Source organism: Mycobacterium sp. 1245111.1 (assembly GCF_001673405.1).
Lineage (GTDB): Bacteria > Actinomycetota > Actinomycetes > Mycobacteriales > Mycobacteriaceae > Mycobacterium.
Genome location: NZ_LZLV01000105.1, coordinates 1 through 15,051, shown reverse-complemented (window position 1 = coordinate 15,051; position 15,051 = coordinate 1). Strand labels below are relative to the sequence as shown.

Annotated in this window: 15 protein-coding genes and 1 pseudogene; 7 read left to right on the top strand and 9 right to left on the bottom strand. The window is 65.3% G+C overall.

Features of this window, described 5'->3' with window-relative positions:
* Positions 1–1,520 (top strand): FUSC family protein (locus A5658_RS15580; RefSeq protein ID WP_067336767.1); only part of this gene is annotated, 1,520 nt, incomplete at its 5' end.
* Positions 1,521–1,836: 316 nt separating this feature from the next.
* Here the strand turns inward: A5658_RS15580 and A5658_RS15575 are convergent.
* The 3 genes from A5658_RS15575 to A5658_RS15565 all read right to left on the bottom strand — a co-directional run bounded on the left by A5658_RS15575 (position 1,837) and on the right by A5658_RS15565 (position 4,304).
* A complete protein-coding gene (locus A5658_RS15575; protein ID WP_067336763.1) occupies positions 1,837–2,706 on the bottom strand; it encodes an alpha/beta fold hydrolase in 870 nt (289 codons plus the stop codon).
* On the bottom strand, positions 2,690–3,433 hold the full coding sequence (locus A5658_RS15570; RefSeq protein WP_067336759.1) for a potassium channel family protein: 744 nt from the start codon (positions 3,431–3,433) through the stop codon (positions 2,690–2,692). Before A5658_RS15570 ends, A5658_RS15575 begins: the two co-directional genes overlap by 17 nt.
* Positions 3,434–3,512: 79 nt before the next feature.
* Positions 3,513–4,304 (bottom strand): transglutaminase family protein, encoded by a 792-nt coding sequence (locus tag A5658_RS15565; protein WP_067336756.1) that lies wholly within the window; start codon positions 4,302–4,304, stop codon positions 3,513–3,515.
* A 275-nt stretch (positions 4,305–4,579) separates the two neighbouring features.
* Between A5658_RS15565 and A5658_RS15560 the strand changes: the two genes are divergently transcribed.
* The 3 genes from A5658_RS15560 (at position 4,580) to A5658_RS15550 (ending at position 7,900) form a co-directional block, all read left to right on the top strand.
* Positions 4,580–5,038, top strand: coding sequence for a DUF5994 family protein (locus tag A5658_RS15560; RefSeq protein ID WP_067336753.1), 459 nt, complete (start codon positions 4,580–4,582; stop codon positions 5,036–5,038).
* Positions 5,039–5,440: 402 nt separating this feature from the next.
* Entirely contained in the window at positions 5,441–7,075 is a 1,635-nt protein-coding gene (locus A5658_RS15555; RefSeq protein WP_067336750.1) for a fatty acyl-AMP ligase, read from the top strand.
* Positions 7,076–7,090: 15 nt separating this feature from the next.
* On the top strand, positions 7,091–7,900 hold the full coding sequence (locus A5658_RS15550; RefSeq protein ID WP_067336746.1) for a GAF and ANTAR domain-containing protein: 810 nt from the start codon (positions 7,091–7,093) through the stop codon (positions 7,898–7,900).
* On the opposite strand, the gene A5658_RS15545 is transcribed toward A5658_RS15550, so the two are convergent.
* The gene (locus A5658_RS15545; RefSeq protein ID WP_067336743.1) at positions 7,891–8,640 is read right to left on the bottom strand and encodes a GAF and ANTAR domain-containing protein; all 750 of its coding nucleotides are present in this window, start codon (positions 8,638–8,640) and stop codon (positions 7,891–7,893) included. The genes A5658_RS15550 and A5658_RS15545 overlap by 10 nt on opposite strands.
* Before the next feature lie 22 nt (positions 8,641–8,662).
* Positions 8,663–9,370 (bottom strand): GAF and ANTAR domain-containing protein, encoded by a 708-nt coding sequence (locus A5658_RS15540; RefSeq protein ID WP_067336740.1) that lies wholly within the window; start codon positions 9,368–9,370, stop codon positions 8,663–8,665.
* A 265-nt stretch (positions 9,371–9,635) separates the two neighbouring features.
* On the opposite strand from A5658_RS15540, the gene A5658_RS15535 reads away from it, so the two are divergent.
* Positions 9,636–10,079 (top strand): DUF5994 family protein, encoded by a 444-nt coding sequence (locus A5658_RS15535; RefSeq protein WP_067336736.1) that lies wholly within the window; start codon positions 9,636–9,638, stop codon positions 10,077–10,079.
* Between the two features lie 93 nt (positions 10,080–10,172).
* Here the strand turns inward: A5658_RS15535 and A5658_RS15530 are convergent, their stop codons facing one another.
* On the bottom strand, positions 10,173–11,336 hold the full coding sequence (locus tag A5658_RS15530) for a hypothetical protein (RefSeq protein WP_067336732.1): 1,164 nt from the start codon (positions 11,334–11,336) through the stop codon (positions 10,173–10,175).
* A 5-nt stretch (positions 11,337–11,341) separates the two neighbouring features.
* Positions 11,342–12,271 (bottom strand): metal-dependent hydrolase, encoded by a 930-nt coding sequence (locus A5658_RS15525; RefSeq protein WP_067336729.1) that lies wholly within the window; start codon positions 12,269–12,271, stop codon positions 11,342–11,344.
* Positions 12,272–12,347: 76 nt separating this feature from the next.
* Here A5658_RS15525 and A5658_RS15520 point away from each other — a divergent pair, with 76 nt between their 5' ends.
* Positions 12,348–12,896 carry a TetR/AcrR family transcriptional regulator gene (locus tag A5658_RS15520; protein ID WP_067336725.1) on the top strand — a complete coding sequence of 183 codons (549 nt, stop codon included), beginning with the start codon at positions 12,348–12,350 and terminating at the stop codon, positions 12,894–12,896.
* Here A5658_RS15520 and A5658_RS15515 read toward each other — a convergent pair.
* Positions 12,885–13,724, bottom strand: coding sequence for an alpha/beta fold hydrolase (locus A5658_RS15515; RefSeq protein WP_067336722.1), 840 nt, complete (start codon positions 13,722–13,724; stop codon positions 12,885–12,887). The two genes, A5658_RS15520 and A5658_RS15515, sit on opposite strands and share 12 nt — an antisense overlap.
* Positions 13,725–13,807: 83 nt before the next feature.
* On the opposite strand from A5658_RS15515, the gene A5658_RS15510 reads away from it, so the two are divergent.
* On the top strand, positions 13,808–14,857 hold the full coding sequence (locus tag A5658_RS15510) for a phosphotransferase family protein (protein ID WP_067336718.1): 1,050 nt from the start codon (positions 13,808–13,810) through the stop codon (positions 14,855–14,857).
* 11 nt (positions 14,858–14,868) lie between these two features.
* Here A5658_RS15510 and A5658_RS28480 read toward each other — a convergent pair.
* A pseudogene (locus A5658_RS28480) lies at positions 14,869–15,051 on the bottom strand (MBL fold metallo-hydrolase); the annotation flags it as partial.

The window sequence follows — 15,051 nt, the reverse complement described above, 5'->3', positions numbered from 1 at the left end:
GCCGGGTCGACGAGCGGTCGCAACGCCGGCTGCGCATCCGGGCCGTCAAGCTCAACGAGACCGCGTTGTTGGTCCAGTCCCAGATCGAAGACCGGGTGAACCCCGGCGCGCTGTGGCCGGGCGTCAGCGGTGAGGACCTCGCCATGTGGCTGTTCGACGCCGAGCTCACCGTCGAGCGCCTCGCGAGGGCCGGCGCTCAGGCCGCCCAAGCCGACATGCCCGCCGCCACCCGCGCCGAACTCGCCGACATCGTGACCATGCTGTCGCGCGCGATCCGGATACCACTCAGCCACGGCCTGAGGCAGACGGCGGAGCGGGCGCAGCGCCTGCTGGACCAATGCCCCGACGAGTTGCCGGTGCGCCGGCTGGCCCTGGCCGTCGTCGACACGGCCAAAGCGACCGCCGAAGTCCGCGCCCGGATGGAGCGCGTCGAAACGGCCCAGGAAACGGTCAGCCCGCCGCCACCCGAGCCGCCGCGGCAGACCGGGATGCTGCCCTCGACCCGCCAAGCCGTTCAGGTCGCTGTCGCCGCGGCGCTGGCAATCGTTGTCGGCGAACTACTTTCGCCGTCGCACTGGTACTGGGCGGCGATCGCGGCGTTCGTGATTTTCGCCGGAACCAACTCGTGGGCCGAGACTCTCGACAAGGGCTGGCAGCGACTGCTCGGCACAGTGCTCGGGGTGCCCAGCGGCGTGCTGGTCGCCACGCTGGTGTCCGGCAATACCGTCGCCTCGCTGGCGATGATCTTCGTCTGCCTTTTCTGCGCCTTCTACTTCATGAAGGTCACCTACAGCTTGATGACGTTCTGGATCAGCACCATGCTCGCGCTGATGTACGGCCTTCTCGGCGAATTCACGTTCAGCCTGCTGCTGTTGCGGATCGAGGAGACCGCGATCGGCGCCGTCATCGGTATCGCCGCGGCCATGCTGGTGTTGCCGATCAACACCCGAACCCGCATCCGCCACGACGCACACACGTTCTTCCTGACGCTGTCCGACCTGATCGAGGAATCCGTCGACAGCCTGCTCGACGGCCAACGGGCGGCGCCGCTGACCGAGACCGCCCGCCAACTCGGCCGCGACCTGCAGCAGTTCCGCATCACGGCCAGGCCGCTCAGCGCGGGAATCGCCGGCCTGGCCGGCCGCCGCACCATGCGACACGGGCTGCGGATGCTCACCGCATGCGACCGCTACGCACGAATCCTGGTCCGCAGCAGCGAAACCCGCATCGACACCTCACCCGAACTCGCCGCGGCGATCCAGTCGACCGCGGCGCAGATCCGGCGCAATATCGACGTGCTGACCACAGCGCTGGAATTCGACCAGCCCGCAACCGTTTTCCCGTCCACCGATTTCATCGACGCCGCTGAGTCGCTGGCCCGCCAGCACGACGACGCGACGGCCGAACGTGCCCGGCTGCTGTCCGCCCTGCATTCGCTACGCCAGATCGACCGCGTCGTGATCAACTCCGCGATCGACCTCGGCGCCGACAGCGCGGTCCCGTTGTCTTCCGACGCTTAGCCGCGATTTTGATGCCGTTCGCCGACCGGCGGCATATCGTTGTGACACTTGGCAGACCCCGACTACCGCGAGCGAGGTCCCCGTGACCGCCTCCCCGAGCGCCCTGCGCGGGCGCGTCCAGAAGGCCATCGGGTTGGCCCTCATGTTCGGAAGCCTGGTGGTCCTCATCGCGACACCTACGTCGCAAATTCCGCGCGAGGTCGCTCAGTTGCTGTTGGGCCTCGCGTTGATTCCGATCGGTCTGTGGCAATGCCTTCCGGCTCACCCCCAAAACCCACTCGATTGCCGTCGGCGACTGCGAGGCCGCCCCGCCGAACTAGGCCGCGTGGCGAATCAGGAAGTCCAGCACCGCATCTGCGAACAGGTCGTTGCGGTCGCCGGCGACCATGTGGCCCGCACCCTGGACGTCGATGAACTCCACGGCAGGGAAGCGGGCCAGAAACTCGTCGGCGCGGTCCTGGTTGACCAGGTCGCTGACTTGACCGCGCACCAACAACATCGGCACGCCGCCGGCCAGGATCGTCTCGACCGCGGCGTTCATCCGATCGATGTCGGTCAACTCGTGGGGCGGCAGAGATGCGTTCTGGCTGATGAACTTTGGATCCCAGTGCCAATACCAGCGATCACCGCGGCGCCGCAGGTTGGTCCGCAGGCCGTTCAGGTCTGTCGGCCGCGGCCGGTGCGGGTTGTATTCGGCGATCATGTCGGCGACCTCGTCGAGCGATTCGAACCCGGTCTTCATCCGGTCGGCCATGAAGTCGTGAATCCGGTTCGCGCCGGAGGGGTCCATGTTCGGCACGATGTCCACCAGCACCACCGCGCGAGCGATGCCGGGCGAAACCTCGCCTGCTAGAAGCATTGTGGTGAATCCGCCCAACGACGCGCCGACCAGAACCGGCCGCGGAGGTAAGTGCCGCAGCACCTCCTGCACGTCACCGGCGAAGCTGGTCAGGCGGTAGTCGCCCTCCTCCGACCAGTCCGACTCACCGTGGCCACGGAAGTCGACAGTGACTGCCTGCCAACCGCGTTCGGCCACCGCGGCGGCCGCCTTGCCCCAGGACCGGCGGGTCTGTCCGCCGCCGTGCAGGAACACCACGGCCGGCTTGTCCGGGTCACCGAGCCGGTCGGCCACGATGCGGGTACCGCCGACACCGGAGGTGGTGAAGGTCTCAGGCGTGACGGTCACTGGTCGTCGCCTCCTCTTCCTTGAGCTGCTGTCCCAGCGCGCGGATCTCGGCGCGAAGCTCCTCGATGTGCGCGACGGTGGCCGACTGAATGACGGTCTCCTCTTCCGCGACGCGCTCGATGATCCACGACGCGAGCGCGGCGGTGACGACCCCTACCAGGCTGATACCGCCAATCATCAACAGCACGGCGATGACTCGGCCCGCGTTGGTGATCGGATAGACGTCGCCATAGCCGACCGTGGTCACGGTGGTGATCGACCACCACAGCGCCTTGCCGAAGGAGTTGATGGTGGCGCCGGGCAGGTAGCGCTCTTTGTCGAAGACGGCCAGCGATGCTGTGTAGATCAGCAACAACACACCGGACACGGTGTAGGCGACGATCCGGCCGCGGAATGCATCGCCGATTGCCTTCTGCAGCAACTCAATCAGGATGAGCAGTCGAACCAGTCGAAGAGGCCGCAGCAGCGGCAGCGTCACGATCGCGAAATCGATGAAGTGCCGCACGAACCAGTGCCAGCGGCGGGGGGCGAGGTACAGCCGCGCAACGTAATCGAGCATGAACAGGCCCCAGATGCCCCAGTCGATCAGCCAGAATTCGTGCGCTTGGTGCCCGGACGATGGGGCGAGGACCTGCAGCGAGAACAGCACCAGAAAGACGACGGCGGCCCCAGCCAGCGGCCACTCGGTATATCGCTCGAACCGCTGCAGGTTAGCTTCGCTACGCATCCCGACAGTCTCGTGGTTGTGCTGGGCCTTTGTCGGGAGATTTTTGAAATTCAGCGGGTGATCTTGACGGGCCGGCTTCTTAACCGATGGACACCAGCTGGTCGATCGAGTCGACGGGCAGGTCGCCGTCCACAATCGCTGTCACGATCAGCTTGTTCAGAGAAATGAGGCCGCGGTGATTGTCCAGGAAGGCGATATCGGCGGCGTCGCGGCCGGTCGCAATGCGTACCAGCGCCTGCCGTGGCGCCAGCAGAGTACCGTCGACGACCCGCCATTGCCCGTCGACGTATGCCTCGGCGACCGCGTGAAAATCCATGGGATACAGGCCCGGTGCATACACCGAAACCGCGCGGGCGGGTACCTTGACCGCGCGGAGTAGTGCCACCACCAGGTGCGCAAAATCGCGGCAGACCCCGGCACCGGCGAGCATCGTTTCGACCGCGCCGTCAATCGGATCGCTCGAGCCCGGCACATAGTTGAGTCGGGTGCCCACCCAGAGCGACACTCGTTCCAGCAGGGTCGTCGAGTCGAGGTAGTTGCCGAATTCGGTTACGGCGAAACCGTAGAACTTATCCGCCTCGGCATAGCGGCTGGGGCGCAGATACATCGATAAATCGTGCTCGGTCACTGGCGCCGGGTCCGTCCGGCCGACGATGGTCGCGGCGTAGTCGACGGTCAAATAGCCCGTCGGGACGGCCAGCTTGTGAATCCGGTTGCCATGCATACCGCTGATCTCGAGCGGATGGACGGGTCTGCCGTCAAGCAGGAAGGACAACCGTTCGGACACTTCGGTATTCGGATGCGGCGCAACCGCAATCTGGAACTCCAACGTGGTGGGCTCGATGATCTCGACTTCGAGTTCTGCGGCCACCTCGCGCTTAATAGGGCGGCTGTTCAATGGCGACTCCTCGAGGTCGAAGCGGAGCGGGTTGCCGTCAACCGCGTGACGCGCGTCAGATGGTCACCGACCCTCGGCGTATTGCGCCGACGGTACACCGGCCGTGACGAAAAAGCTCGAGCTACAACGCTCCTGCGGAGTAGGCGTGTAGTGTCGAATGATTGGCAATCTTCGCACGCAACCGTTGTCGTTGCGTCGTTGCCGATCTGAGTAATCTGGCCGGCTCGCGGCCAAGACAGGAGCGTCTTATGACGCTGAACCAAGCACGACACGGAAGCGGTTCACCGAGCACGGGGTCCAAGACCAGGCCACGATTGCGCCTGAAGCCGAAGGCGCCTACCACCGGATATGTCGACGGCGCCTGGTGGCCACACAGTAACGACATTGCGGTCGAGCTGCCAGATTTGCTAGCGGTGCTGTCGGTGCGACTCGGACCTATCGAGCAGGTGATCTTCAATGTTGGCGATTGGGCGCACACGCAGACCGAGTTCGCGATGGGCGATCAGCCCGTTCGGCTCGGCGCAAGCACCGGCCAGCCGGTCGACACCATCCAAATCATCGGCGACAACCATAAGCTCGTCCTCCTGGTAGTACCTCCGGGAACTGACCGGGAAGTCGCACACGCCACGATGATGTCGGCTGCAGCCCCTGACAACGCCTCGACAATCGAGGACCTACTGCGTGTAATGATCGAGAACGGCAGCTAACTACGCAGGCTCGTAGCCTCGAAAAGCCATGGAATCCAGCCAATACCGCTCTGGCCACGGCAGCGTTGCGGCCGCCAAATGCGGGCGATCGCACGTCTATGACCGATGGTCAGTCGACGAACTAGTCGACTTGGCAAGCAGTTTCGACCCGGAGGCAGGGACGTAATAACGGCGCCGAATTATTGAAGAGCGCGCGGTCGACTTGGTAACGTCGTGCCCGGTTGGCACCCCAGCCTCACGGAAACATCGCGGCGGCGATCGAATTTCCCCGCCGAAGGGCGCTCAAGCGCCGATGTAAGCCGCCAATTCAGGTTTGCTTTTGTGCGCTGGAGGCCCCTCTCGACCTCCGGTTCACCGGCTGAACGCGCTCCGCGCCACCGCGTGAGGGCCGAGGGACTTGCCGTGAGCCGATTCACCCAAACCATGTTCGACAACGCCCAAACCAGTCGTAAAGGCATGATCACCGGGGAGCCGGACGCCCCCGTCCGCCATACCTGGGGCCAGGTGCATGAGCGGAGCCGCCGTGTTGCGGGCGGCCTCGCTGCGGCGGGCGTGGGGCATGGTGACGCGGTCGCGGTGCTGGCAGGCGCGCCGGTCGAGATCGCCCCCACCGCGCAGGGGATCTGGATGCGGGGCGGCAGCGTGACAATGCTGCACCAGCCCACGCTGCGCACCGACCTACTGCGTTGGGCCGAGGAGACTGCGGCCGTCATCGACATGATCGGCGCCGAGGCTGTTGTGGTCTCCGATCCGTTCATGGACGCGGCGCCGGTGCTATCGCTGCTTGGCGTGCAGGTCCTCACGGCCGAGCATCTGCTCGACAGCCAGCCAATCGAGCCCGTCGACACCGAAGACGACGACGTCGCGCTCCTGCAGCTGACGTCCGGCTCGACCGGATCACCCAAGGCGGTCCGGATCAGTCATCGCAACATCGTGGCGAACGCCGAGGCGATGTTTGTCGGCGCCAACTGTGACCCTGAATCCGACGTGATCGTCAGCTGGCTCCCGTGCTTTCACGACATGGGCATGACCGGCTACCTGACGGCCCCTATGTACTTTGGCATTGAGTTGGTCAAGATCACGCCGATGGACTTCCTTCGCGACACCCTGCTGTGGGCCAGGCTGATCGACAAATACCAGGCGACCATGACGGCAGCGCCGAACTTCGCCTACACGATGTTCGCCAAACGCCTCCGTAAGCAAGCTCAGCCCGGCCGCTTCGACCTGTCAACGCTGCGGTGGGCGCTCTCCGGCGCGGAGCACGTCGAGCCGGCGGACGTCGAGGACCTCTGCGACGCCGGAGCGCCGTTCGGGTTGCGTCGGGAAGCGATCGTGCCCGCCTACGGGATGGCCGAGACGACAGTCGCACTGTCGTTCACCGAGTGCGGCCGCGGGTTGGTTGTCAACGAAGTCGACCCCGATCTGCTCGCCGTGCTGAACCGAGCGGTGCCGGCGTCGCGGGGCAAAACCCGGCGGTTCGCCTCGCTCGGTCGTCCACTCAAGGGACTGGAAGTTCGGATCGTGGATCAAAGCGGCAGTCTGCTGCCGGCTCGCGGTGTCGGCGTCATCCACGTGCGTGGCGAGCCCGTGACGCTGGGCTATACGACAACTGCCGGTTTCGCACCTGCACAAAACCACGAAGGATGGTATGACACTGGCGATTTGGGCTATCTCACCGAGACTGGCGACGTGGTGGTCTGCGGCCGGGTGAAGGACGTGATCATCATGGCGGGTCGCAATATCTACCCGACGGACATCGAGCGCGCCGCCGCACGCGTCCACGGGGTCCGGCCGGGGTGTGCCGTCGCGGTGCGCTTGGAGGCCGGTCATCCGCGGGAGACTTTCGCCGTCGCCGTGGAAGCCAATGACTGGGAGAACCTATCCGAAGTGCGCCGCGTCGAGCGCCAGGTTGCTCACGAAGTCGTCGCTGAGGTCGATGTCCGTCCCCGCAACGTGGTCGTGCTCGAACCGGGGACGATCCCGAAAACTCCGTCGGGAAAACTGCGTCGCGCCCACGCGCTGGCACTGGTCATATAAAGTTGCTGTCCGACCATGCCCGATTTTGACGCCCAGCCTGGTCGCGAACCACCAGGACAGACCGAATTGTCCACCGCCCAAAGGGAAGCGGACGAAGACGACTTGCGCGCCAGCCTGCGCGGTTTGGCAGGAATGGTGGCTGGTGCCCGCGGCGTATTCGAACTACTGGGCAAGGTCGCCGAGTTCGCCGCCGAGGCCATTCCCCGCGTCGACGGCGCCGGAGTAGCGCTGATCGAGGCCGGCAAAGGCCACCCGACAGCGCAGAATACCTCTGCCACAGCGGAATTCGTTCACACGATCGACGCCGTTCAATACGACGAGTTGCGCGAGGGGCCGTGCATCACGTGCATGCAGTCGCGGCGTGCCACGGTAAGCGGATCGCTCGGCGCAGATGCCCGATGGCCACGCTTTGCTGGCCGAGTCGCACGGATGGGCGTGCATTCGGCGCTGTCGCTGCCGCTGATCGTCGGCGAGCACGTGGTCGGTGCGATCAACTGTTATGCCATGAGTCAGGACGCGTTCGGCGAACACGCCGTGCTGTTGGGATCGCAATTCGCCGGCCCGGCCGCCGTGGCGGTCTACAACGCCGGCCTGCTGGCCGGCGCGCGGGCACGGGCCGAAAAGCTGGAGCAGGCGCTCGATCAGCGTGCGGTGATCGATCAGGCCGTCGGCATCATCCGCAGCCGGTCGGGTATTAGCTCCGAGGCGGCGTTCAAACGGCTCGTCCAGATGAGTCAAAACGACAACGTCAAGCTCCGGGTGATCGCGGCGCGGCTGGTCGACGACGCCGTCCGGCGGGCCCACGCGCGGCGGGCTCAGCCCTGAGCCAGCTGAGTCATCTTGTGCAGAAGCGCGGGACGGGCGTCGGGATCGGCCATCAACCGCCGCGCCACGTCGGTCAGGTGATCGCCGTGGGCACGCGCGTATCTACGTAGCAGCGAAAATGCCTCGTCGACCGAAATGTCGAAGTGTTCGCGCAGGAAGCCCTTGGCCTGCTCGACGACGATGCGGTGAGTCAGCGCGGCACGCAGCTGAGGTATGACGGTCGCAGCTGTCGGCGGGAGCTTCTGCAGGATCGCCACGCATGCGACATGCGCCAGTGTCTGCCCAAGCAGCAGATCGGCCTCACCGAGCTCGCCTGGCCGGCCGCCGAACAAGCCCAACGAACCCAACACCAGACCGGCGGCCCGCATCGGCACCGCGTGCACGGAGGCCACGCCCGCCTCCCGCGCGGCCGGGACAAACCGAGGCCATCGGGCGGTCTCGGTGCGCAGATCCGCTACCGAAACCGGGTCGCCGGTGGCATAACACTCCACGCAGGGTCCCTCGTCGGCCTGCAATTGAAAGAGTTCCAGTTCGCGCGTCTGACTAGAGGTCGCGGCCAGCAGGCGCAGCTGACCCAACGGGTCGGCCAGCAGAAAACCCGCCGCCGCGATATCCAAGAGCTCAGCGCAACGTTCGGTGAGTTCGGTGAGCAAGTCGACGACGTCGAAGTCGTCGAGCAGGCTGTCGACAAGCGATACAACCGCGTCCAGCACCCGAGTTTCGCGAGGGGTATCGGTCACGTTGCCCTCCTTTCGCGTGTTATCAGTCGGCTTCGAGTCGCAGTCGCCGGTCGAGAATGTCGCGGGCGACGTCGGCGGCGCTGCAATTGGTGGCGTAGGCGTGAGCGCGCAGCCGGACCAGCGCCTCGGCGGGTTCGACCCCGAGTTGCGCGACGAGCATGCCAGTGGCCTGGCTTACCTCCGCACGGCTCAGTGCATTGAGATCGGTCCAGGCGCTGCTGTAGGGATCGCTGACGGCGGCCTGCAGGTCGGATTCCATGATGTCCAGCAGAGGGGCGCCGGCCAGCTCGGCCGCGATGACGGCGCCGGCCAGCTGGTCGACGTGCAATTCACCGGGCTGTGTCTTGAAAAGGTCTAGGGCGCCGACGAATTCGCCGGCCAATACGACTGGAATCGCGAATACTCCCCGGATCTTGTGGTCGAGCATGGCGGGGCGGTACAGCGGCCACCGAATGAAGTTGGGCTTGGCGAGATCTGGAACGAGGATTGGGCCATGCGTCGACACGGAGTCCAGGCACGGCCCCTCGCCGATGGTGAACTGGAGCTCGTCATACACGCGCGCAGCTGAGTCGCTGGAGCCGAATGTTCCACTGGTGACGCCTGAGAAGACCAGTGAAAGGGCCGCCGCATCAATGCCGAACAACATCACGCAGGCCTCGCACAGCGAATCAGCTGCCGCTAGACCATGCCGGCCGTCGACGGCCGCGCGGAGTTGTTCTGCGATTGCCACATTTAGCCGAGCGAGGCTCGGGCACCAATTGGATTGCCCGGATGTCGAGGTGACGCGGTCATCCCTCCACCATTCACTAGTCGGGGCCAATTTGCGAGTATCGGCGCACCAACCGGGGCGCCCTCCCTGACGAGTTACTCCGCCGATAGCACACGCGACGTGTAGCGTCGTCGGTGTCGGCGATTTTTCGCACGCAACCGTTTGAGATTGCGTCGTTGCCGATTTGAATGATTTGGTCGATTCGCGGCCAAGACAGGAGCGTCGCATGACGCTACGACATAGCCGAAGCTCAACAGATTCGACGCAGACCCGACCCCGGACCACACCCCGCCTGCGCTTGAAGCCCAAGGGATCCACCGCAGGCCATGTCGATGGGGCATGGTGGCCGCACAGCGACGACCTTCCGATCGAACTTCCAGATTTGTTGGCCGTGCTTTCCATACGACTGGGCCGAATCGATCGCGTGACATACAACTTCACCGACTGGGCGAGCGCACCGTACAAATTCCCGACGGGCGAGGATATGGTCGCGCTCCGCGGCTATTACCAGCAACCGGGCAACACCGTACAAATCGTCGGCATCAACCGCACCAAGCTCGTCCTCCTGGTGGTACCGACGCGCACCGACGCAGAGCACGCGCACGACATCATGATGTCCGCGGCCGCGCCGGACAACGCATCGTCAATCGAGGCACTACTGCATGACTAGTCTTCAATAACCGCGAGCGCGCCGCCGCTTGCTGGTGCGCGTTGTCCGGGCTCGAACGACACTCAGGCCGATGGCGGCTGCTTCAGCGTCGGCTCACAGAAACGAGTTCTCCGCCGTCAGCCCGCGTTCCGGGAAGGCGCCCATCGCGAACGTTTCGGCATTGCCGAGCCCGGTGCCGCCGCCGACGGGATCGTCGATGCGGACCAGCAGGTCACGCAGCTGATGCAGTTCACGTGCCTTTTCCGGCTTGTCGCAGTCGGTGACGTGGCTGCCCTCGACCTTGAAGTCGCCGACCCATTGGCCGTACACCCAGTCATTCCAGCCGTAGTAGCCGGCAGTGCCGAGGTGGAATCCGCCCGGGCCGGCGGCGGTGACGGTCAGCGGCCGCCTGGATCCGTCGGTGTCGATCAGCGTGACCGTTCCATGCGTGAACCGCCGGTTGCCGTCTTCGAAGTGCATGTCCTGCTCGACCGACGGGAATCGGTGCGACGTGCTGTCGGGGTTCTGTTGTTCGGCCTGGCAACGGATTTCGGTGAACCCGTCGCCGCGCTCTTCCTGATACATGACGAACAGCGAATAGGCCGACCCGTCCGGCCGCGTCAGCGTCATCGGCATCCACGTCATGAACATCTGCTTGATCTTGCGGCTGCCGCGGGGCAATCCCGGTATCGGCTTACCTATTCCCGGGCGCAGACCCCAGGAGTGGTCTCGGATCGAAATCCATTGGTCGTCAGTGATTTCCGTGCGTTCGCCCTCGACCTCGACCCAGCCCGACGCCACCCCCACCTGGTGGTAGCGCAGAATGTTGTGGGTCACCCGGTACCCGTCCGGGCTGCGGTCCGGCCACGGATCTTCCAGTGACGCGTCGAAACTCCCACGCAGCACGACGTCGAAGGCGATCGGCTGATGATCGTTGCGATCCAGGCTGATCCGGATTGCCCGCAACGGCTCCACGACCTGATAGTGGACCGGCCCGACGTCGGTGCTGGCCGGTGCGGACGACAGCCGCCGGCCGGCCCGCACCGTCCATTGCTCGGTACCGCGGCATACCCCCGCGGCGCCGTCGAAAACGCCGCGGTTGGTGTACTTTCCGATGCCGAGGACCACCTGCAGCGAATTGTCGCGCGCGTGGGCGATCGTCCAGATTTTCTCCGTCCACGACGGGTCCGACTGGCTGACCGTGGCGAAGGTGTCAACGATCTGATGGGTGAGCAGCTCATCCTCCGGCACCAGGGCGCCGTAATTCGTTGACAGCAAATCGATTACCTCTCAGTCGCCGGGAAGAATCTCGTCATATCACGACCGCGGTCATATTCGCGCATCCAGGTGTCCGCCCAGGCGGGAAGCGGCTGGTCGGCGGGATCGTGGTGCGGGGTCTGCGACAGGAGCAACCGCCACGCCATCGCCAACAGGTGCCGGGTCGGGACGTCGCTGAACAGCGTCGGCGGACCGCCGCGGCGGGCACGTCGCCCCTTGCCGCCGGGCCCGCGAAACATGAACTCGCCGTACAGCAGCGAGATCGACAGCAGCTCTTGGGCCGAGGCGCCTCGGTCTTCGAACGGAACAACCTCGTCGAAAACCTTTGCTATCTCCTGGGCTACCGCGCCGACGTGGTTGAAGGTATCGCGGATGTGTTTGGTCCGGTACCACGGATCGGGGCTGATATGCCGGTAAAGGATCAGACCCGAGCTGCGATGTTCGATCTCTTCGACGAAATGCCACATCATCAGCGAGGCGACGCGCCGATCCCCCGCGCCGAACAGCGAATCACGGTTGTCCAGAATCACTTTGAACAGCGGGGTGAACGTCGCCTCCAGGTTGGCGATGTACGCCGCGTGGAATTCGATCGGCTGCTCGTCGAGCAGTTGGTCGTAGGCGCGACAGGCGTCGTCGTAACACCGCTCGAGTTCGGGATACGTCTGCACCAGCGCCAACATGTGCTTACGGTGCGCGGACGCGTGCTGCGCCTCCTGCCGCAGAAAGGCTTCGGCCTCGGCGGCGACCGCCGGGTCCTCCCGCAGCGTGCCCTGTGCCCTGCGGACCACGTTGACGATGTAGCGCTCGAACGGGACCGCGATGAACGTGAATGCGTTACAGAACAGCCCGAAGTTCGGATTGTCGGGCTGCCACATGAACGGGACGGTTTCGGCCGCAAAATCCCACGGGATCTTGCGGATCACGAGGTCGGTCACCGTCGCTACCTTCCAATCGACCAGGGTCAGAGGTAGGGTCAGTGTGACATTTGACCCATTAGATGTAAAGGACGCGATGGCGGCTTCCACGAACACCGCCGACGCCGAGCAATCGACGCGGCGCCGGATTCTCGCCGCCACCTTCGTCGTGCTGGCCCGCGACGGACGCCGACGGTTGCAACTGTCCGACGTGGCGGCGGAGGCCAAGGTGTCGCGCCCGACGCTGTACCGCTACTTCGGCTCGAAGGAAGGCCTACTCGAGGCGTTCGGCCTCTACGAGCAGGACAATTTCGACGCCGGGATCGCCACCGCGATCGCGGGACTGAGCGGGCCGGAGCGGCTCGACGCCGCGCTACGGTTCATCGTCGACTTTCAAAGCAGTTATTCGCTACGGTCACTGGCCGAGGTGGAGCCCGAACACATTCTGCACCAAATGAAACGCGTGCTGCCGATCATGCGGGACCGCATCACCCGCATCATCGACGGCGAGCACGCGCATATCGCGGCCTCCGCCGTCGTGCGAATCGCCGTGTGCCACTATGTGATCGGCGATGGCACGCCGAACGAGTTCCTCGCCGAATTGCGACATGCCGCGGGCCTCAGCCGCGCGGGCCTAAACGCCTAGCCAGTCAACGACTTTCGCCGCCACCAGCTCCGGCTCTTCCAGGTGGAGGAAGTGGCCGACACCGTCGATGATCTCGACGGCCGACCCGGCGGCCGGGAAATACTGCCCGACGTCGGCAAGCAGCTCGGCACCGATCGCCCCGTCGGCGGCGCCGTGCAGATACAGCGTCCGCACCGGGGGCAATTGCATGGTGGCTAGCGTTTCGGCCTCGGCGTTCGGGTCTGCGAACTGGGGATTGAACGAAGCGCGATACGGGCCAACGACATTCGCGATGTTGTCGGCGGTCACGTGTCGCCGCAACTCGGCAAGGTCCTCGGTTGCGTCGTAGCCGGGTGACCAGTCGGACCACAACGACTCCCAGAACCCCGGCGCCACCAGGGCCACCTCGGCCATGCCGACCTGCTGGATGAAGTAGATGTAGAACGACCGCTTGAGCTGGGCGTGGGTGAACAGTCCCGCGGCCAGCGCGGCTACCGGCGGAATAGCAAGCGTGACAAAGCGACTGAACGCAGTCGGTTCGCTGGCTACGACACCGTATCCAGCCTGCGCGCCCCAGTCGTGGCCGATCAGGACCGCACGCTCGTCCCCGTCGTAGTCACGACGGACCTCGAGAAGGTGGCGGACGTAGGTTCCGACGCTGATCGGCCGGTCGGTCGGCGCGTCGTAGCCGGGCAGCCACGGCGCCACCACCCGATAGCCACGCGCGGCCAGTTCGGGCCCGAGATGACGCCAGGTGAACGGGGTGTCCGGGAAGCCGTGCGCGAGCACCGCCAGCGGCAGCGAGGTGTCCTCGATAGGGCCGAACGTCGATGCCCGCGGCGAAGTCACCCGACGAGCGTATTACAGCGACGGGGCCCGATGTAAAGGATCGATCATTTACATCTGACCCGGCATATGTAACTCTGTCTGGCATGGCAGGAATCGCGCTCGTGCAACGCGACCTCGCGGACACCAGGGCCCGGCTCGAGTCGTGGTTCAGCCACCGATTCGGCGCCGACGCCGCGGTGTCCGAGCTCAAAGCGGCCAACCGCGCGGCCGGCTGGTCGAGCGAAAGCCTGGTGTTCTCCGCCGAGGTGAGCGGCCAGACCAGCGAGTACGTGCTGCGGATCCCGCCCGCCGGCGGCGGCATCTATCCCGACTACGACCTGGACGCACAGACTCGCACCCAGGAGTTCTTGCACCAACACGGGATTGCGACGCCGTCGCCGATCCTCTACGAGCCCGACGAGTCGTGGATCGACTCCAAGTTCCTGGTGATGCCGCGTATCGTCGGGCACACCCCGTCGGACACCACCTACGCGACGCGCGGCTGGCTGCACGACGCGGGACCGCAGGTACAGCGCCGTGCGCACGACTCCTTTCTGGAGACGCTCGCCGCCCTGCAGCGCGTCCCTGTCGACGAGGCAACCTGGCTCCACCGGCCAACGGGCACAGGCGTTTCCGCCGAGCTGGCCTGGTGGCAAGAGTATGCGGCCTGGGGCGCCGACAACCAGATCCCGGACGTGATGACCGAGGCGTTCGCCTGGCTGCACCGCCACCAGCCCGACGACACCGGCGACGTCGCGGTGTGCTGGAACGACGCCCGGCTATCGAACGCGATCTTCGGCGACAACGGACAGATTGTCGGCGTGCTGGACTGGGAGCAGGCCTGCCTGTGTCCGGCCGAGACGGACTTCGCGTGGTGGCTGGCCACCCGCCGACAAATGTTGGAAGTCAATGGGATTGATGCCGACCCCGAATTGCCCGGGTTCGACAGCCAGGAACGGGTGATTCGACGCTTCGAGGAGATGATCGGCCGAGAGCTGGTCGCGCTCGACTGGTACGAGATCTTCGCGATGGCGCGAATGGGCTGCTGCATCATGCGCACCCAGGCTCTGCTGCGCAGCATCGGCCAAGGCGACCATTTCCTCACTCGCGCACCGATTTTGCCAGCCTGGACCATCGCGGCAGTGCGTGCGTAGGTGCTTTCGCGTCACAGCCAGGGCGGCACAATCCATTCACCGTAGGGAGCGACGGCGAGCCGATCGAGAATCCCGGCCTCGTCGAACGCGACACCGACTTCGCCGACACCCTCGCTGAAATGTGCCCACCCGTCGACATGGGCCGGAATGACGAGCCGGGCGCCCAGCACTTCGGCGGCGGCGGCCGTCCGCTG

Excerpts from the sequence above, each read along its gene's own strand:
- A5658_RS15570 (WP_067336759.1), bottom strand. The coding sequence starts at position 3,433 with ATGCGTAGCGAAGCTAACCTGCAGCGGTTCGAGCGATATACCGAGTGG.
- A5658_RS15560 (WP_067336753.1), top strand. The coding sequence starts at position 4,580 with ATGACGCTGAACCAAGCACGACACGGAAGCGGTTCACCGAGCACGGGG.
- A5658_RS15550 (WP_067336746.1), top strand. The coding sequence starts at position 7,091 with ATGCCCGATTTTGACGCCCAGCCTGGTCGCGAACCACCAGGACAGACC.
- A5658_RS15535 (WP_067336736.1), top strand. The coding sequence starts at position 9,636 with ATGACGCTACGACATAGCCGAAGCTCAACAGATTCGACGCAGACCCGA.
- A5658_RS15520 (WP_067336725.1), top strand. The coding sequence starts at position 12,348 with ATGGCGGCTTCCACGAACACCGCCGACGCCGAGCAATCGACGCGGCGC.
- A5658_RS15510 (WP_067336718.1), top strand. The coding sequence starts at position 13,808 with ATGGCAGGAATCGCGCTCGTGCAACGCGACCTCGCGGACACCAGGGCC.